At 41.1% G+C, this 17,468-nt stretch carries 16 protein-coding genes and 2 pseudogenes; 9 read left to right on the forward strand and 9 right to left on the reverse strand.

Features of this window, described 5'->3' with window-relative positions; translation table 11 throughout:
- Positions 1-432 precede the first annotated feature (432 nt).
- The 3 genes from HLH14_RS08555 to HLH14_RS08565 form a co-directional block, all read right to left on the reverse strand.
- Positions 433-1,554, reverse strand: a complete 1,122-nt coding sequence (locus HLH14_RS08555) for a 5-(carboxyamino)imidazole ribonucleotide synthase (RefSeq protein WP_171532917.1) — start codon at positions 1,552-1,554, stop codon at positions 433-435.
- Between the two features lie 27 nt (positions 1,555-1,581).
- Positions 1,582-2,094, reverse strand: a complete 513-nt coding sequence (purE, locus tag HLH14_RS08560; RefSeq protein WP_067723847.1) for a 5-(carboxyamino)imidazole ribonucleotide mutase — start codon at positions 2,092-2,094, stop codon at positions 1,582-1,584.
- Positions 2,095-2,274: 180 nt separating this feature from the next.
- Entirely contained in the window at positions 2,275-2,613 is a 339-nt protein-coding gene (locus HLH14_RS08565; RefSeq protein WP_171532918.1) for a DMT family protein, read from the reverse strand.
- Between the two features lie 253 nt (positions 2,614-2,866).
- On the opposite strand from HLH14_RS08565, the gene mpl reads away from it, so the two are divergent.
- Positions 2,867-4,231, forward strand: a complete 1,365-nt coding sequence (gene mpl / locus HLH14_RS08570; protein WP_171532919.1) for a UDP-N-acetylmuramate:L-alanyl-gamma-D-glutamyl-meso-diaminopimelate ligase — start codon at positions 2,867-2,869, stop codon at positions 4,229-4,231.
- 37 nt (positions 4,232-4,268) lie between these two features.
- Here mpl and HLH14_RS08575 read toward each other — a convergent pair whose 3' ends face one another.
- Positions 4,269-4,967 carry a hypothetical protein gene (locus tag HLH14_RS08575; RefSeq protein ID WP_235940483.1) on the reverse strand — a complete coding sequence of 233 codons (699 nt, stop codon included), beginning with the start codon at positions 4,965-4,967 and terminating at the stop codon, positions 4,269-4,271.
- A 758-nt stretch (positions 4,968-5,725) separates the two neighbouring features.
- On the opposite strand from HLH14_RS08575, the gene HLH14_RS08580 reads away from it, so the two are divergent.
- Positions 5,726-6,808 (forward strand): zinc-dependent alcohol dehydrogenase family protein, encoded by a 1,083-nt coding sequence (locus HLH14_RS08580; protein WP_171532920.1) that lies wholly within the window; start codon positions 5,726-5,728, stop codon positions 6,806-6,808.
- Between the two features lie 72 nt (positions 6,809-6,880).
- Here the strand turns inward: HLH14_RS08580 and HLH14_RS08585 are convergent, their stop codons facing one another.
- Together HLH14_RS08585 and HLH14_RS08590 are read right to left on the reverse strand one after the other, a co-directional pair.
- Complete coding sequence (locus HLH14_RS08585; protein WP_171532921.1) at positions 6,881-7,165, reverse strand: GNAT family N-acetyltransferase; 285 nt, start codon at positions 7,163-7,165, stop codon at positions 6,881-6,883.
- A gap of 52 nt (positions 7,166-7,217) precedes the next feature.
- Positions 7,218-7,295, reverse strand: a pseudogene (locus tag HLH14_RS08590) (GNAT family N-acetyltransferase); the annotation flags it as partial.
- A 108-nt stretch (positions 7,296-7,403) separates the two neighbouring features.
- Here HLH14_RS08590 and HLH14_RS08595 point away from each other — a divergent pair.
- The 5 genes from HLH14_RS08595 to HLH14_RS08615 all read left to right on the forward strand — a co-directional run bounded on the left by HLH14_RS08595 (position 7,404) and on the right by HLH14_RS08615 (position 12,570).
- Positions 7,404-8,594: a sugar transporter gene (locus HLH14_RS08595; protein ID WP_171532922.1), complete on the forward strand. Its 1,191-nt coding sequence runs from the start codon at positions 7,404-7,406 to the stop codon at positions 8,592-8,594.
- A gap of 311 nt (positions 8,595-8,905) precedes the next feature.
- A complete protein-coding gene (locus tag HLH14_RS08600; RefSeq protein WP_171532923.1) occupies positions 8,906-9,862 on the forward strand; it encodes a TerC family protein in 957 nt (318 codons plus the stop codon).
- Positions 9,863-10,068: 206 nt separating this feature from the next.
- Positions 10,069-11,385, forward strand: a complete 1,317-nt coding sequence (gene guaD, locus HLH14_RS08605) for a guanine deaminase (RefSeq protein ID WP_171532924.1) — start codon at positions 10,069-10,071, stop codon at positions 11,383-11,385.
- A 222-nt stretch (positions 11,386-11,607) separates the two neighbouring features.
- On the forward strand, positions 11,608-12,135 hold the full coding sequence (hpt, locus tag HLH14_RS08610) for a hypoxanthine phosphoribosyltransferase (RefSeq protein ID WP_067723855.1): 528 nt from the start codon (positions 11,608-11,610) through the stop codon (positions 12,133-12,135).
- A 177-nt stretch (positions 12,136-12,312) separates the two neighbouring features.
- A complete protein-coding gene (locus HLH14_RS08615; protein WP_067723856.1) occupies positions 12,313-12,570 on the forward strand; it encodes a GlsB/YeaQ/YmgE family stress response membrane protein in 258 nt (85 codons plus the stop codon).
- Between the two features lie 87 nt (positions 12,571-12,657).
- Here the strand turns inward: HLH14_RS08615 and HLH14_RS08620 are convergent, their stop codons facing one another.
- Together HLH14_RS08620 and dmeF are read right to left on the reverse strand one after the other, a co-directional pair.
- A complete protein-coding gene (locus tag HLH14_RS08620; RefSeq protein ID WP_171532925.1) occupies positions 12,658-13,359 on the reverse strand; it encodes a DsbC family protein in 702 nt (233 codons plus the stop codon).
- Positions 13,360-13,440: 81 nt separating this feature from the next.
- A pseudogene (gene dmeF, locus HLH14_RS08625) lies at positions 13,441-14,414 on the reverse strand (CDF family Co(II)/Ni(II) efflux transporter DmeF).
- A 55-nt stretch (positions 14,415-14,469) separates the two neighbouring features.
- Here dmeF and HLH14_RS08630 point away from each other — a divergent pair.
- Both HLH14_RS08630 and HLH14_RS08635 read left to right on the forward strand, forming a co-directional pair.
- Complete coding sequence (locus HLH14_RS08630; RefSeq protein WP_131271938.1) at positions 14,470-14,736, forward strand: metal/formaldehyde-sensitive transcriptional repressor; 267 nt, start codon at positions 14,470-14,472, stop codon at positions 14,734-14,736.
- Between the two features lie 117 nt (positions 14,737-14,853).
- Positions 14,854-16,026 carry an MFS transporter gene (locus tag HLH14_RS08635; protein ID WP_235940484.1) on the forward strand — a complete coding sequence of 391 codons (1,173 nt, stop codon included), beginning with the start codon at positions 14,854-14,856 and terminating at the stop codon, positions 16,024-16,026.
- Between the two features lie 41 nt (positions 16,027-16,067).
- On the opposite strand, the gene mnmE is transcribed toward HLH14_RS08635, so the two are convergent.
- Entirely contained in the window at positions 16,068-17,423 is a 1,356-nt protein-coding gene (mnmE, locus tag HLH14_RS08640) for a tRNA uridine-5-carboxymethylaminomethyl(34) synthesis GTPase MnmE (RefSeq protein WP_171532927.1), read from the reverse strand.
- Positions 17,424-17,468: the final 45 nt, after the last annotated feature.

Consider the following 17,468-nt stretch of genomic DNA (forward strand, 5'->3'; position numbering starts at 1 on the left):
CGAGGTACGCCAACCAAGCGTTTGAATTCAGAATCTGAAAAACGATTTAATTTCTGATATCTCATGAAATTTATATTGAGGTGGTTTTTACTTTCGCAAGAGGTCTATTTTTTACAAAATACTTTGAATTCATATTTTTTAAATTCAAATACCCTAGTTTAAATTCATATGAATTTGAATTTATTTTTTATCTTTTGAATTTAAAAATTTATGCATCGTTTTACAGCAGTAAAACTGAAATACAGGACGATTCTATTTGTTTGTTTTTTATGCAGTCTATTTATAAATGATTGTACAAATTACATACAGTTATTTTTTATTCTGTTCCGATAAACGGTGCATCACTTCGAAAGAGGCGCAATCATGCCCGAACTTCAGGCATAAAAAAAGCGGTCATTGGCATGACCGCTTTTTTATCATTCAATCGAAGGATTAAATGCTCATATCTTGAGTCAATGCCAAAGGTTCTGGCAAGATTTTCGCCAATTGACGGCATAAAGTGGTTAATTCAGCGCTATCGTTTGGCATCAGCGTGATATGACCAATTTTACGACCTGTACGTTCAGTTTTATTATACAGGTGTAAATGTGCGCCATTTAAAGCCAGGACATCTTCAGATTTTGGATGTTTGCCAATAATGTTCACCATCACTGTTGGACGAACCACTTCAGTTGAACCAAGGGGTAAACCTGCAACTGCACGAATGTGGTTTTCAAACTGCGAGCATACAGCGCCTTCAATTGACCAGTGACCTGAGTTATGCACGCGTGGTGCCATCTCATTAGCATACAAGCCTTTATCAGTCACAAACAACTCAAGCGTCAACACACCGACATAATTCAAATGATTGAGCAGGCGAGTGATGTAGTCTTGCGCCACAGGTTGTAAATCTGCACTGTTAGGCGCAGGAACAATCGAATGCGACAGGATCCCATTGTGATGGTGGTTTTCAGCCAATGGCCAAGTTTTCACATCACCATTTTGACCACGCACTGCAATAATCGACACTTCACGCGAAAACGTCACAAAACTTTCAGCAATCAGTGAACCGGCAGGCCCGAGTTCAATCCACGCTTGTTCAATTTGATCGGTCGTACGAAGAACGAATTGACCTTTACCGTCATAACCGCCCGTGGCTGTTTTTAAAACAATCGGTAAACCTAATTCAGCAACCGCAGCCTTTAAGCTGTCTAAAGAATTGACTGCTTTATACGGCGCAACAGGAATATCGAGTTGATCGAATAAAGCTTTTTCAAGCAAACGGTTTTGCGCAGTCGCCAAAGCCTGACGTGGCGGATGCAGTTCTTTTTGCTTGGTTAAAACATCAACATCTGCCAGCGGTGTATTTTCAAACTCTAGGCTGAAAACATCTGCGCTTTCGATGAACTGTTGTAAACCATTTTCAGCTTTAGTCGAAATCACTTGACCCATCGCTGCGGAAGGGCAATCTGTATTGGCTTCAAAGAAGGTGCATTGAATATTCAGCGGTAGGGCAGCTTGTGCCATCATACGGCCGAGTTGACCACCACCAAAAATACCGATGGTTTTATCCATAACGTGTGTCCCGTTTTAAGCTTGGCTTTAGATTTGACCCGGAATATTTTTGCTCGCCACTTTTTCAGTTTGCGCAGCACGGAATTCAGCAACATTTTTTGCAATTTCAGGACGTGTTAAACCTAAAATTTGTGCTGCCATAATTGCTGCATTGGTTGCACCAGCAGGACCAATCGCCAATGTACCCACTGCAATACCTGCAGGCATTTGTACGATTGAAAGCAATGAATCCACACCATTCAAGATTGAAGATTTTACTGGAACGCCTAATACAGGTAGATCAGTTTTTGCTGCACACATACCTGGTAAATGCGCTGCGCCACCGGCACCGGCAATAATCACCTGAATACCACGATCACGTGCTGTTTCGGCATATTCGAATAAACGGTCTGGCGTACGATGCGCAGAAACAACTTCCGCTTCAAATGAGACGCCAAGTTGTTTAAGCATATTGGCAGTGTGTTCGAGAGTTGCCCAATCAGATTGAGAACCCATGATAATTCCAACGAGAGGTTGAGTGTCTGCAGCAGCCGCATTCATTGCAAATATTCCATAAACGAATGTAAGGAAGGATAAATCTCGACAAATGCCAAGCTTTAAATGAATCACAAGCCCGATATTATAGACTGATTTTTCATCTCACCAAAATTTAACAGCTCAAGCAGGCTGATATTTTCAGTATTTTTTATAGAAATAGATAAAAACAGTGGAGTGGTCAGTTTATTGACTACGAAAGACAAAATATACACAACCTAAAAGACACAATCCTGCCCATAAATAATCCAGTTTAAAAGGCTGCTTAAACAGAAAAATCATAAAAGGCACGAACACCAGCAACGTCACCACTTCTTGGGTAATTTTCATTTGTCCCACCGCCCAGCCTTGTTGTGCAAGCAATCGAGTGGCAGGAATCATAAAGCTGTATTCGAGTAGGGCAACTACCCAGCCAAATAAAATCGCTTGCCAAAGCGGTGCACCATGTAAAAACTTCAAATGACCATACCAAGCCAAGGTCATAAAACAGTTAGAAATAATTAAAAGTAGCAGCGGAAAGAACATAGTCAATTTATCTGGAATAATCGTGAATATTTTACGTTTTTCCAGTAAAAAAGCATGTCATTTCATCCATGATTTTTCCAACGAACCATGCCCATATAACAGCGATATAAAACGCATGATGCAATCCTATGAATAGATACAAGAAAGACTATCTTTTCCGCAAAACCCTTGATATCGTTGCTTTCAAATTGAATCAATAATGACACCACCAACAACACCGTGATGTGTCAAAAAAGCAGTGGAGTTAAAACGAATGCATCTGCATATTTTGGGTATCTGTGGCACCTTTATGGGTTCGCTGGCATTATTAGCACGTGATTTAGGACATAAGGTGACGGGTTCAGATGCGAACGTCTATCCACCCATGTCGACCCAACTGGAAAATGCAGGTATTACCTTAATGCAAGGCTATGACCGTAGCCATTTGCAGCCACATCCAGATTTGGTGATTGTCGGGAATGCCATGAAACGTGGCATTGATGCTGTGGAATATATGCTGAATGAAGGTTTACCGTATATTTCAGGTCCACAATTTTTGGCAGATCATGTATTACAAGGTAAGCATGTTTTAGGTGTTGCCGGTACACACGGTAAAACCACCACAACAACTATGCTTGCTTGGGTGCTTGATCAAGCCGGATTAAACCCTGGTTTCTTGATTGGTGGCGTACCGCTAGGTTTTAGTGAAAGTGCACGTTTAGGTGGCGGCAAATACTTTTGTGTAGAAGCAGATGAATATGATTCAGCCTTCTTCGACAAGCGTTCCAAGTTTGTGCATTACCATCCTAAAACAGCCATTTTAAATAACCTTGAATTTGACCATGCTGATATCTTTGATGATTTGGCTGCGATTCAAAAACAATTCCATCATCTGGTACGTACCATTCCAAGTGAAGGGCGTATTATTGCCCCGATTACTGAAACCAATATTGATGAAGTTTTGGAAATGGGCTGCTGGACACCTGTGGTTCGCACTTCATTGGATGCGAATGAAAAAGCATCACTTTCTGCGGAACAACTATCTGCAGATGGCTCACACTTTAAAGTGTTAGAAAATGACGTGGTTAAAGGCATCGTTAAATGGAACATGACCGGTCAGCACTCTGTTGCCAATGCCTTGGCAACCATTGCTGCGGCTGAACATGTTGGCGTTTCAATTGAAACGGCTTGTGAAGCTTTATCTAATTTCGGTGGTGTAAAACGCCGTATGGAGTTGCTTGATACCGTGAAAGGTATTGAAGTTTATGATGACTTTGCACATCACCCAACCGCGATTGAAACGACGCTGGACGGCGCGCGTAAACGCTTAGGCGAACGTAAACTTTGGGCGATTATTGAACCGCGTTCAAACACCATGCGTATGGGTAGTCATAAAGATGGCTTGGCCCATTCTGCACGTTTGGCCGATGAAGTGATTTGGTATCAACCTGAAGGTCTGGACTGGGATTTACAACCGGTGATTGACGCTGCACCAAACAAAGCAGTTGTTGCACGCTCACTAGATGACATCATTAAAACTGTAGCCAGTGAAGCAGGTGAGGGCGATGCTGTGGTGATTATGTCGAATGGCGGTTTTGGTGGATTACATCAGAAGTTGATTACGGCGTTGAAAGCGTAAGATTGAAGTATGAAGAAGCCCGCGAAGCGGGCTTTTTTTAGGCTAATAATTTATTAACTTGAACTTTCCAAGATTGGTCATGAATAATTCTTTCTTTAAATAAATCATTAGCTAATATTTCTGTTTTAGATAATTTGGACAAATCTTTCCACTTAGAGTGTTCAAATACATATGTTGCATTATTTGGATTATCACTTTCTAAAACTGATATTCCTTTAGATGGAAAGTTATAAACGACATAACCTTTGTACCCACCAAAACCTAATACAATTTCATCAGGCCCAAAATTATGAATTTCAGACATTCTTTTTTCTATCACAGGTCGAATTGAAGGCTTCAATTTTGGTGATAAGGATTTCCTTATTGCTTCTTCCATTTCTAATTTTGTACCTTTCGGCAAAATGACCCAATTAACAAAATGCATTTTGGTTGGCAAAGCCACAAAACCATCTTTAGCTGGAATATGGATATCTAATTCACTACCAAAGACTTCAAGCGCTAAATTCACTTTATGTATAAATAATTCATCACTATCAATAGGATCAATTTTTATAAAGAAAAATAGTTCCTTATCATTCTCAATACATAGAACTGGAATATTCTGTGCTGCAATAGTTTCTCTTGGATAACGTTCATATGTTCTAGTAATAAAATCTGAAACTGTAGTTCGACTATCCCTACCATCAAACTGAGATCTAGTAGTCCAAAAAGAACGTGTTACTTTTTCTTTCGGCAAGTCTTTACGAATAATTTCTCTGCCATCTGCATTTCTTCTACTAAATCTTCCTATTTTATTAGGTAAAAAACTCTATCCATCCTTCCAATTCAATTTATCTGAAAATTTTTCAATATGTTTATCCTCTAAAGTTGATAACTTCACACCTAATAAAAAATCCTTTCCGAACTGAGACAAACTATCAGGAATTTTCCTAAAAGATTTCTGCTTAAACTTCATTAACAACCCCAAATAAAAATGTATATTTTTTATTCAATTGGTGTGAATAACATTTATTCAAGTAATTATTTAAATTATATTTTTTTTAAAACCCAATATCTGCTGATCTTCTTACACAATTAAATTTAAGTAGCTAAATCCTCCAAATTCCAATCCCATCCAAACATCACAATGACATAACAAGTTTCAGGCATAGTTTTTAATCATTTTTATAAGAACATCCCCCCAAATAACCTGAAATAAAAGTTCGTATTGATAATTTTTTGTCTTTAACCAGTTCAGTCGTCATTAAACCAGATCATTATGTAAGCAAACCTGTCCACGTAATGACTTCATCAATTACTGTTGATAGCTTAGAGATGCACACTCTGTGTATTCATGCTCAATGCTTCAACCCCTAATAAATACAGCAGAGCCAATGATTAACTTCTTTCCTTCCATCGTTCAGTTTTCCTCTATTTAAATGTCATGCTTTCAATCATTTAAAGAGGAAATCCACCCGATAGGGTGAAAGAGAAGAAATAAAAAGGAATAAGCTGATGACAACAATGAAAGCAATGGTCTACTACGGCGAAAATGATATCCGTTTTGAAGACCGTCCCATTCCCCAGATTATTGATCCAACCGATGCGGTCATCCGAGTCACCAAAACCACCATTTGCGGTACCGATTTAGGCATCTGGAAAGGTAAAAATCCCGAAATTCAGGAAGAGGCCAAGAAGAAGACCGGTAAATTTGACGGTCGTATTTTAGGCCATGAAGGTATTGGTATCGTTGAAGAAGTCGGCTCGGCCGTCAAGAACGTTAAAAAAGGCGATCGGGTGATTATTTCCTGTGTCAGCCGCTGCGGGACCTGTGAAAATTGTCAGAAACAACTCTACGCTCACTGCCGTAACGGAGGTGGGTGGATTATGGGTTACATGATTGATGGTGCCCATGCAGAATATGTACGGACGCCCTTTGCCGATACCTCGCTTTATCCCTTACCCGAAGGTTTAAATGAAGATGTCGCGGTGTTTTTATCGGATGTATTGCCCACCTCGCATGAAATTGGCGTGCGATATGGTGATGTCAAACCGGGCGATAGCATTGCAATTGTGGGAACAGGCCCGATCGGGATGGGTTGCTTACTGACCTCGCAATTCTATTCACCAGCGCAAATTATTGCGGTGGATATGGATGATAACCGTCTCGCACTTGCCAAAGAATTAGGTGCCACCCATACCATTAACTCAGGCAAGGAAGATGCAATCGCACGTATTCTAGAGATTACCGAAGGTCGTGGTGTCGATTGTGCGATAGAGGCAGTGGGTGCAGAGGCAACATGGAATATATGCCAGAACGTGGTAAAAGAAGGCGGTCATATCGCCAATGTCGGTGTACATGGCAAGCCGGTTAATTTTGAACTGCAAAAGCTTTGGATTAAAAACCTGACCATCACCACAGGTTTGGTCAATACCAATACTACAGGCATGTTGCTAAAAACCTGCTGTTCTGGAAAATTACCTTTAGAACGCTTGGCCAGCCATCACTTTAAATTTGCTGAATTTGAGAAAGCCTATGATGTGTTTAAACATGCAGCAGACGAGAATGCGATGAAGGTGATTATCGATCTTGCTTAATTGGCTCAAAAACATAAAGCTCCAAAATGATAAAAGCCCAAGTTTTTTGGGCTTTTTTAAATCATGACAAACTTAAGCCACAACATCTGCAAAGCTTTTGTCGCGTTTAAACATTACATCGACATATGAACAGGTTGGGACAATTTTCAATCTTTTTTGACGTGCGAATTCCACTAAAACATCCAGCAACTGGCGTGCTACGCCATGTCCACGCAAGACATCATCTACCCAAGTATGATTGGCAATAATTTGATGCTCACCTATCCAGATATAACTGATTTCTGCAATCCGTTGACCTGAATCATTCAAAGTAAAAAATTCGCCTTTTTGACCATTATCATCATGTTGAAACTGCATCGCTATCCCTCAATTTTTTACTTGATTGAAATTAGAATACTTTAAAAATAACTTATTTCAACACATCATGAATAGATGAATCTTTATCAAAAACTGACTTGGCAAAAGGGCAGAGCGGAATAATTTTAAGATTATTGTTGTCTCTATATATGGTTAGCACTTTTGCTACTGAGGATTAAACTTAACAATTTTAAGGTTTAAGCCTAAAATTTAGCGCTACTTCTCAAATACTCTGACTATGTCATCCTTATCTTCTGAAATTCCACCTAATCCTACACGGCAATGGATCAGTGTCATTACCTTAGCCTTTGCAGCCTTTATTTTTAATACCACCGAATTTATCCCCGTGGCATTGCTGAGTGATATTGGCAACAGTTTCAATATGCCCGCCACTGACGTCGGCATCATGATTACCCTCTATGCGTGGGTGGTTGCGCCAATCTCATTACCGATGATGCTGATGACGCGTAATGTCGAACGCCGTTTTCTACTGATTGCTTTATTTGTCGTATTTATTCTCAGTCATGGCTTATCTTATTTCGCCTGGAATTTTAATGTGCTTTTAGCCAGCAGAATCGGGATTGCATTTTCCCATGCACTGTTTTGGTCTATTACCGCCTCGTTAGCAGTACGTGTTGCGCCTAAAGGTAAAGAATTTCAGGCACTGGGTTTACTGGCGACAGGTACCGCTTTAGCGATGGTCTTGGGGATTCCATTTGGTCGCATGATTGGTGAAGCGTATGGCTGGCGCAACACTTTTGCTTTAATCGCTATTGGTGCGGCTATCGTTTGTCTGACACTGGCAAAAACCTTACCCAAACTGCCCAGCGTCAATTCAGGTTCCCTCAAAAGTATTGGTGTCCTGTTTAAACGCCCGAGCTTGGTGATCGTATTTGCCTTAACCATTATTATCATTACGGCACAATTTACCGCTTATAGTTATATCGAACCCTTTACCCTCAATATTGCCCATTTTAGTTCTTCTCAGACCACCAGCTTATTACTCATTTACGGCGGTGCCGGTTTTATTGGCTCTTATCTGTTTGGTAAATTTGGCAATAAATATCCTAAAATTGCGATTCCTTTAAGCAGTGCTTTATTAGCGATGTCGATGTTACTGCTCCTGCCACTCGCTCAAGGTTTTAACAGTTTGAGTATTCTTAGCTTATTTTGGGGCATGAGTATTATTTGCTTTAGCTTGGCGCTACAAGCCAAAACACTCAACCTTGCATCGGATGCGACCGATGTCGCCATGGCGATTTATTCAGGCCTTTATAATGTCGGTATTGGTGGCGGGGCATTATTAGGAGGAATGGTCACGGCAAGTTATGGCTTAAGTCAGATTGGAATCGTGGGTGGCTTGGTTGCTGTTGTAGGTACAGTCTTGGCATTCATTTTGGTGCAACGTAAAGATTTTATTAAAATGTAAGTCACTAGATAAAATTTGCACAATTCACATAAATATGCGATTCTTGCGCCATATTTGGATTAGATCCAAAACAAAATTGAGTTGAACAAGGGGAGTAGCCTCCTCCAAGCGTCCTTAGAAGTAATTCTAGCCGACGTGTCAGAATATCGTCATTACACTTTGCAAAAAGTCGGTATCTGAGCATCTGAAATTACCAAATATGGATATTCAGATGTAGGCAAGACCTTGATCATGTTGACACAGATGTTTAAATCATCTGGCAACAGGTCAAGGTTTTTTTATGACCAGTTGTCGGGTGTGGAGATTTTTTTATGGAATCCATCGGCAACCCTGGGTTGTATCTGGCATTTTTTGCGATGGTGGCAGTGATGCTCATCGTCGACTTTATTGGCTTCAAAAATAAAGAAGACCAGCCCGTTAAAATTAGGTCAGCAGCCTATTGGAGCATTGCCTGGGTCAGTGTGTCCATCCTGTTCGCTGGCGCTTTATGGCTGTATTTGCAGCAAACGGCGGGTGTTGCTTTAGCCAATCAAAAAACCATGGAATACTTTGCGGGTTATCTGTTAGAGAAATCACTCGCGATTGATAACGTGTTTGTCTGGTTGATGATTTTTGCTGCCTTTGCCATTCCTCCAGCCTTGCAACGTAAAATTTTGCTCTATGGGGTACTGGGCGCCATTGTGTTGCGCACCCTGTTTATTTTTATCGGTGCATGGTTCGTTCAGGAATTCTCTTGGGTGCTTTATATCTTCGGTGCCTTCCTGGTTTATACCGGCTTTAAGTTTCTTAGAGGCCACGAAGACAATCCCAATATTGAAGATATGGCTATCTTGAAGTGGTTACGCAAACATATGCGTATTACCCCTCAGCTAGATGGGCATAACTTCTTTGTGCGTCAAAACGGTGTGTTATGGGCCACGCCATTATTTCTGGTACTGATTTTGGTTGAAGGCTCAGATGTCATTTTCGCAGTCGATTCCATTCCGGCTATTTTTGCGGTCACCAGTGATCCCTTTATTGTCTTGACCGCCAACCTCATGGCGATCTTGGGTTTGCGTGCCATGTTCTTCTTACTGGCAGGCGCTGCGTCTAAAATGCACTACTTACCCTATGGCCTCGGGATTATCTTGCTGTTTATTGGTTTTAAAATGTTGATGCTCGACGTGTTCCATATGCCCATCTGGATATCACTCAGCTTTATTGTGATTGTACTGGCGATTACCGCTTGGTTATCAATTCGCTATAACAAGCAGCAAGAGCAACTGTAATCTTTAAATAAAATGATCCAGCCTTCCATCGCATAGATGGAAGGCTTTTTTATGCCCGATATTGCAATTTACGGCTGCTTTTTCAAAGCCTAAACATCAGGCTTGATCCATAGAACAGGGGAGGACTTAAAACTGATGCGAGAGGGTTTAAGCAAAATATTTCAGGTACAATCAATTGAAAAAATGAGAAATTAAAAGGTTATTGCATGTCTCCTATTCAGGCTCAACGCGCCGTTCGTGGTCGCTTTCTTGATATTCAACACACCGTTTCCCAAGCCTCCGATATTGCTCAAGCCATTCGTTATATTGAAGATGGTTTGCTCATCACTCACGCTGGAAAAATCACCTGGTTTGGGATATGGCAAGAGGGGCAAAATTTGCTGAATCAAGATATGCCGCTGGAACATTATCCTGAGCAACTGATTGTGCCGGGATTCATCGATACCCATATCCATTTCCCACAAACCGAGATGGTCGGTGCCTATGGTGAACAACTGCTAGAATGGCTCGACACCTATACCTTTCCTACAGAATTGCAATTTAAAGACAAAGCCTATGCCGACAAAATTGCGCAATTTTTTGTTCAGGAATTATTGAAAAATGGTACCACCACAGCCTTAGTTTTTTGTAGCGTACATGCTGAATCAGTCAATGCCTTATTTGAAGCGGCTGAACAGCATCAAATGCGTTTAATTGCCGGCAAAGTGATGATGGACCGTCATGCCCCTGATGACCTGTGTGATACAGCAGAAAGCTCTTATAATGACTCTAAAGCACTGATTGAAAAATGGCATGGCAAAGGTCGTAACCTGTATGCGATTACTCCGCGTTTCGCCCCCACATCTACACCAGAACAACTTGCAAAAGCAGGACAGTTAAAAGCTGAATATCCTGAAGTGTATGTACACACCCATTTAAGTGAAAATAAAAACGAAATAGCGTGGGTGAAAGATTTATTTCCAGAACAAAAAGGCTATTTGGATGTTTATCATCATTATGGCTTAACCGGGCAGCGTTCGGTATTTGCCCATTGCGTGCATTTGGAAGATGCCGAATGGGACTGTATGCATCAGACCAACTCAGCGATTGCCTTTTGCCCAACTTCAAATCTGTTCTTGGGCAGTGGTTTATTTCCTTTGAAAAAAACCTGGGAAAAGCAGGTTAAAGTTGGCTTGGGTACAGACATTGGTGCCGGTACTTCATTTAACCAGCTGCAAACCTTAAATGAAGCCTATAAAGTACAACAACTTCAGGGTGATAAACTCTCTGCATTTGAATCCTTGTATCACGCCACATTGGGCGGAGCCAAAGCCTTAGATCTGGACGATAAACTGGGTAACTTTAACCTGGGTAAAGAAGCCGATTTTATTGTGCTCGATTTAAAAGCCACTGCACTACAGGCACTGCGCCAAGAACGCGCCAAAGGCATTGAAGATGCATTATTTGCACTGATGACCATGGGCGATGACCGTAATATTCAGGCGACTTATATTTATGGAGAACCAGTATATGTCAAAGAATAAGACAACAAAAAGATCCTATAAAAAGATATTTTTGTTTGTTGCAATAGGTGTGGCTTGTACTGTGTTGCTTAAGCGTGATACCCCACAAACCAAGGCCTGATTACATTTTCAGCCGCAAAAAAGATGCATCTCTTGAGCAGATGTATTAAAATTAAAACATCTTTTGAGGTGTTGCTGGTCAACACCTTTTTTATTTTTTGATTTGCTTTTAGGTATCTACCCATGACCGTTCATATGAGCGTAATGATCTCAGCTGAAGAAATTCACGCGAAAGTCAAAGAGCTTGGTGCAAAAATTGATGCTCACTATGCCAATAGTGACAAAGAACTTGTGCTGATTGGTTTACTGCGTGGTTCAGTCATTTTTATGGCTGATTTATGTCGTGCGATAACCAAACCGCATGAACTCGACTTTATGACGGTATCAAGTTACGGTGGCGGTACAGTTTCAACACGTGATGTCAAAATCTTAAAAGACCTAGACGGCGAAATTCGCGGTAAAGATGTTCTTATTATCGAAGATATTATTGACTCAGGGAATACCCTCAGCAAGGTTCTAGAAATTTTAACGACGCGTAATCCTAACTCTATTGAACTGTGTACTTTAATCAGCAAACCTTCACGCCGTGAAATTGAACTTGAAGTGAAGTTTTTAGGCTTTGAAGTGGAAGACAAGTTTATTGTCGGTTATGGCTTGGACTTCGACCAAAAATATCGCCACATTCCATTTATTGGCGAAATTGGTCTATAAGACCCATAAGATACTTAAAGTGGCCGAAGGCCACTTTTTTTATCATTCACATTTCAACAAGAACAAAAACACAACAGTTTTTAGCAGGACTCAACTGTTTCATTTTCTATAAATGATTAATTATAAAAATGAAAGCGTAATGAAAGTATATAAACAAACGATAAATGGAGAAGATATATGTGGTCACTTATAGTTGCGATCGTGGTCGGTTTTATTGCGGGTTTAATTGCACGCGCTATTCATCCTGGAAATGATAAATCAGGATTTATTGTTACGACTTTGTTGGGTATCGCAGGTTCTTTATTGGCAACTTACGGTGGACGTTTACTCGGCCTCTACGGTGAAAACTCTGCCGCAGGCTTTATTGCTTCGGTGATCGGCGCCATCATTATCCTATTCCTTTATAACCTGATTGCAAAAAAATCAGGCGTTTAAATCATTCTTCCAATGCTCAGTTACTCTAATAAAAAAGCACCTGTTAAGGTGCTTTTTTATGGTTTGATTCATCAGGAAATAAACCTGTTATAGACCCAGCTCTTTCCACATTTTTTCTATTTCTTGAGCAGGGTGGGAACCCATCACCTTAAAACCATTGGAGAAAATAATGGCAGGTGTTCCATTTAAACCCAATGATTTTCCTAAACTCAAATTACGATCAATCGGATTGGCACAGGTCTTTTTAGAACTTGGCTGAATCCCTTTACCGATCAAATTTGACCAAGCCAAGGCAGGAGCTTTTTCACAGAAAACTTGCTTTGAAACAGCAATTGACTGGTTTTTGATTGGATAAATAAAAGTATAAATCGTGACATCATTCAACTTGCTTAATTCAGTCTCAAGTTGTTTGCAATACGGGCAATTTGGGTCAGAAAAAATTGCGATCTGGCGTTTCCCATTACCTCGCACACTTTTCACTGCATCCTGTAAAGGCAATTTTTTCCAATCAATGCTGTTTTGTTTAAGTACTAAATCTTTGGTCAAATTTTTCTGATCACTTAAACGGTACATTGAACCAACCAGAATATGTTGCGCATCTTCACCTAAATACACTACTTGACCATCCATTGAACCGCTATAAATACCTTTCATATCGGTGGCTTGAATATTTTCAATGCTCAATTTTGGATGTTGTTTGGTGAGGTTGTTTTTGACCGTATCAACATTCGCCAAACTTAAGCTTGAAATAAAACTGACCAAGGCGAATGCCAATGTTTTTTTAATCATGTTTTTTTGCTCATAGATTCCAATTGTTCAACGCGATTCTACTTAAAATTTAACGACAGATTCAGTTAATTTTAGCAGTCCTTACTGAAAGCCCACATATTTCATCATCAAGGTTTCACGTGGAACATTGACAGAATTTATAGCGGATTTATTTCTATCGAAACATGCACAATTTCGTCATGAATAGACAGTGCTTTACGAACCTGGTCTGCGTTCAAACTGGAATCCGTTGCCAAAGCTAAAATACAGGAAAATTTTCCTTTACCGACTTTCCAGACATGCAGGTCGGTAATTTCTACCACAGAAAATTCAGCAATCACTTCCCGGATTTCTTCCACTACCGGATGATCCATTTCCGCATCGAGCAAGGTTTTCCCTGTCTCTTTAATCAGGCCAATGGCCCATTTTGCCACCAAAATCGAACCTGCAATCCCGAGTACCGCATCGAGAAAACCCCAATCTAAATACTTCGCAGCAAACAGCGCAATAATCGCAAACACTGAGGTCACCGCATCTGCAACTACATGCATAAATGCAGCTTTCTGGTTTAAGTCATGATGTACATGAGCGTGCTCATTTTCATGTTCGTGGTGATGGTGATGGTGATCATCATGCAGTAACCAAGCGCAGATTAAATTAATCACCAAACCCAGAATTGCAATGGGAATGGCCTGGTTATAATGAATATCAATCGGGTTGAGAAGTCGTTCTATCGACTGGAATGCCATAAATATCGCCACCACCATCAATAAGATCGCGCTGCTATATCCGGCTAAAATTTCAATTTTCCAGGTGCCAAAACTAAATCGAGAATCATGTGCATAATGACGTGCGGAACGATAGGCAAAATAAGCCAGTCCCAAGGCCAACATATGTGAACTCATATGCCAACCATCGGCAAGCAACGCCATAGAGTTGTAAATCCAGCCTCCAATCACTTCTAATAGCATCATCACTGCCGTTAGAATAGTCGCCAATAGAATACGTTTTTGGGCGAGGGGATTACCTTCATCAAACTGATGAGCGTGTGTTCTGGTCAATGGGGCTTTTTGCATAATTTTAGCGCTTAAATATACTCCCCCATAGTATATTTATTTTTGGAGAATTGTGTTGGGTCATTTACATCAAGATAAGAAAATTCATAATCGAGTCAAACGCTTACAAGGACAAATTAACGCCGTAGAGCAGGCCTTAAACAGCCCTGAGCATTCATGTATTACGGTATTACAGCAAGTTGCTGCCATTAAAGGTGCCGTGAATGGTCTAATGAGTGAATTGATCGAATCACATTTACGTCATCACGTGATTGGTGAACAAACTGAAATTAATGAACAGGAACTTGCTGAATTTTTAAAATTATTAAAGCGTTATAGTTAAATGGTTTACATCTTATAAATTGACGCCCTAGGCGGATAAGAATTAATCTATAGCTCTTCTTTCCTCTCCAAATATTCGCTATTTTCAAACCTATGGCGGGTGTTTCTGTGACTCTACATGACGACTCAACAATCATGGCGACCATTTTTAATGGTCAGCCTGGCACTTTGTATTGGAACCATTGGAACCGCACTCGCGAGCCCTTTATATCCGATCTATCAAGAACTGTGGCATCTGCTACCGAGCCATATTACCTATATCTTTGTGGCTTATATGTTTGGCTGTCTGGCGACCTTGTTATTTTTAGGTCGAACCAGCAACAGTTTTGGATTCCTACGTACCTTACAAATCGGTATCGTGTTTGTGATATTGGGCTTAGCACTTTCATCCATTGCATCGAATGCGCTTTGGCTGGCTTTAGGTCGCTTTATTATTGGGATTGCATCAGGGCTGATCAGTACCTCTGCGATGCTTGGATTAATCACCACCATTCCAGATAGTCATAAACAAAATGCACCGCAATTAAGTTCCATCATTACCGTAATGGGTTTTGGCTTGGGACCCTTTATTGGCGGGCTGATTGCTCAGTTCTCTACCCAACCGTTAATTACGCCTTATTTACCCATTATTGCAGCCGCAATTTTATGCTTTTTTGGTTTATTTCTGGTTAAAGTCCCACAATTTAAAGCCCAGCCTTTTTCAATTGCACCACGTTTAGAAATACCTGCAGCCCAGCATCAAGCCTTATTTTTTATTGCCGGTTTAACTGCATTCAGCGCTTTTGGGGCCTTTAGTTTATTTGCATCCTTATCACCATCTTTTGTGAAAGACCTAATTCCCTGGCATGGACCATTGGTCAGTGGTTCAGCGATTGCCAGTATTTTACTGGTTTCTGCTGTCGTACAATTTTCCGCTAAACATCTTCCTGCAGCAAAAAGCCTGAGTTTAGGGCTGATGACTTTAGTGGTGAGCTTTGTTTTATTGGGCTTATGTATGAGTATGCAGTGGAGTATTTTGTTCTTTATCAGCGACATTATGGTCGGTGTAGGACATGGGCTGGGCTTATTGGGTGCATTCGGTTTAATTCACCAGATGACCACCACGGATAACCGCGCAGCTGTGATGTCGACCTATTTATTTATTGGTTACTTGGGCACGATTGTCCCGATTATTGCAGTGGGATATTTAGCCGATCATTTTGGCTTAACCATTGGGGTTTTAGGATTCTGTGTAGGCGTTGGTTTACTCTGTCTTGCGCTGATATTTTGGCATAAGAAAATTTCATCATAAAAAAACCGCCTTCATAAAGGCGGTTTTTCAAATCGACTGGATTACTTTCCAATACAGAACGATCCAAAGATTTTCCCTAACAAATCATCTGCACTAAATTCACCGGTAATCTCCGCCAAGGCATTTTGCGCCAGACGAAGAGACTCTGCCACCAATTCACCCGCTTGATATACCACCAACTGCTCATGTGCTTCTGCAAGATACACTTGAGTGCGTTTCATTGCGTCTAAATGACGTGTACGTGCAATAAAGGTATCTTCTTCTGGCTGAAAGCCTGCATGCGCTGTAATCGCATCTATAAGCGATTGAACACCAGTTTCCTGCTTGGCTGAGACGGTAATATGACGAAATCCCTGATAATCGCCAATTTCAGCAGCTGCACCGGTTAAATCGCACTTGTTGGCGATTAACATTAGACGGCGTGGCTCCAGATGCTCGGCAAAATAGTTTTGTGCCAGTTGCAGTGGATCTTCACCTTGACTTAAGTCATACACCAACAGCAACAAATCCGCTTGTTCAATTTCTTTAATCGCGCGGCGGATCCCTTCTTTCTCGACAATATCCCCGGTTTCACGCAGACCTGCAGTATCGGTCAGGGTAATCGGCAAGCCATTTAAGGTGATTTTTTCATGCAAGACATCACGGGTTGTACCGGCAATATCGGTCACAATGGCACGTTCATTTCCGGCCAAAGTATTCAACAAGGAAGATTTACCTGCATTCGGCTTACCGGCAATCACCACCTGTAAGCCTTCACGCAATAACTGACCTTGACGTGCCGACTTTTGCACTGCCGTCACTGAACTTTGCACATCTTCAAGCAACGCTAAAATTTTACCATCGGCCAAAAAGTCTATTTCTTCTTCAGGGAAATCAATGGCAGCTTCCACATGTAAACGTAGATGAATCAATTTCTCTAATACGGTGTTCACTCGGGTCGAAAAAGCCCCTTGTAGCGAACGTACCGCAGAACGTGCGGCGGCTTGTGACGTTGCATCAATCAAATCGGCAATCGCTTCGGCTTGAACCAGATCCAGCTTGCCATTTTCAAAGGCACGCATCGAGAATTCACCGGCTTTGGCCGCAATCGCACCCAATTCAAGCAAACGCCCCAGCAAAGCATTTTGAATCACAGGTCCACCATGACCTTGCAACTCAACCACATCTTCACCGGTAAACGAGTTTGGATTGGGAAAGCAAATGGCTAAACCCTCATCCATGACTTCACCCGCGGCATCATAAAACTGACGGAAACCGGCAAAGCGCGCTTTCGGTAAGGCCTTTTGCGTTAATGCTTCTGCAATGGCATAGGATTTTGGACCAGACAGACGAATCACCCCCACACCACCACGTCCGGGCGGAGTTGCAATTGCAGCAATCGTTGTTCGGTTTTGCATAAAATTCACCTAAAAAGTCCTAAATTACAGCCAAAGAAAAATCCG

It is taken from the genome of Acinetobacter terrae, from assembly GCF_013004375.1.
GTDB lineage: Bacteria > Pseudomonadota > Gammaproteobacteria > Pseudomonadales > Moraxellaceae > Acinetobacter > Acinetobacter terrae.

Coding starts and splice junctions, on each gene's coding strand:
- HLH14_RS08555 (WP_171532917.1), bottom strand. CDS start 1,554: ATGGATAAAACCATCGGTATTTTTGGTGGTGGTCAACTCGGCCGTATG.
- purE (WP_067723847.1), bottom strand. CDS start 2,094: ATGAATGCGGCTGCTGCAGACACTCAACCTCTCGTTGGAATTATCATG.
- HLH14_RS08565 (WP_171532918.1), bottom strand. CDS start 2,613: ATGTTCTTTCCGCTGCTACTTTTAATTATTTCTAACTGTTTTATGACC.
- mpl (WP_171532919.1), top strand. CDS start 2,867: ATGCATCTGCATATTTTGGGTATCTGTGGCACCTTTATGGGTTCGCTG.
- HLH14_RS08580 (WP_171532920.1), top strand. CDS start 5,726: ATGACAACAATGAAAGCAATGGTCTACTACGGCGAAAATGATATCCGT.
- HLH14_RS08585 (WP_171532921.1), bottom strand. CDS start 7,165: ATGCAGTTTCAACATGATGATAATGGTCAAAAAGGCGAATTTTTTACT.
- HLH14_RS08595 (WP_171532922.1), top strand. CDS start 7,404: ATGTCATCCTTATCTTCTGAAATTCCACCTAATCCTACACGGCAATGG.
- HLH14_RS08600 (WP_171532923.1), top strand. CDS start 8,906: ATGGAATCCATCGGCAACCCTGGGTTGTATCTGGCATTTTTTGCGATG.
- guaD (WP_171532924.1), top strand. CDS start 10,069: ATGTCTCCTATTCAGGCTCAACGCGCCGTTCGTGGTCGCTTTCTTGAT.
- hpt (WP_067723855.1), top strand. CDS start 11,608: ATGACCGTTCATATGAGCGTAATGATCTCAGCTGAAGAAATTCACGCG.
- HLH14_RS08615 (WP_067723856.1), top strand. CDS start 12,313: ATGTGGTCACTTATAGTTGCGATCGTGGTCGGTTTTATTGCGGGTTTA.
- HLH14_RS08620 (WP_171532925.1), bottom strand. CDS start 13,359: ATGATTAAAAAAACATTGGCATTCGCCTTGGTCAGTTTTATTTCAAGC.
- HLH14_RS08635 (WP_235940484.1), top strand. CDS start 14,854: ATGACGACTCAACAATCATGGCGACCATTTTTAATGGTCAGCCTGGCA.
- mnmE (WP_171532927.1), bottom strand. CDS start 17,423: ATGCAAAACCGAACAACGATTGCTGCAATTGCAACTCCGCCCGGACGT.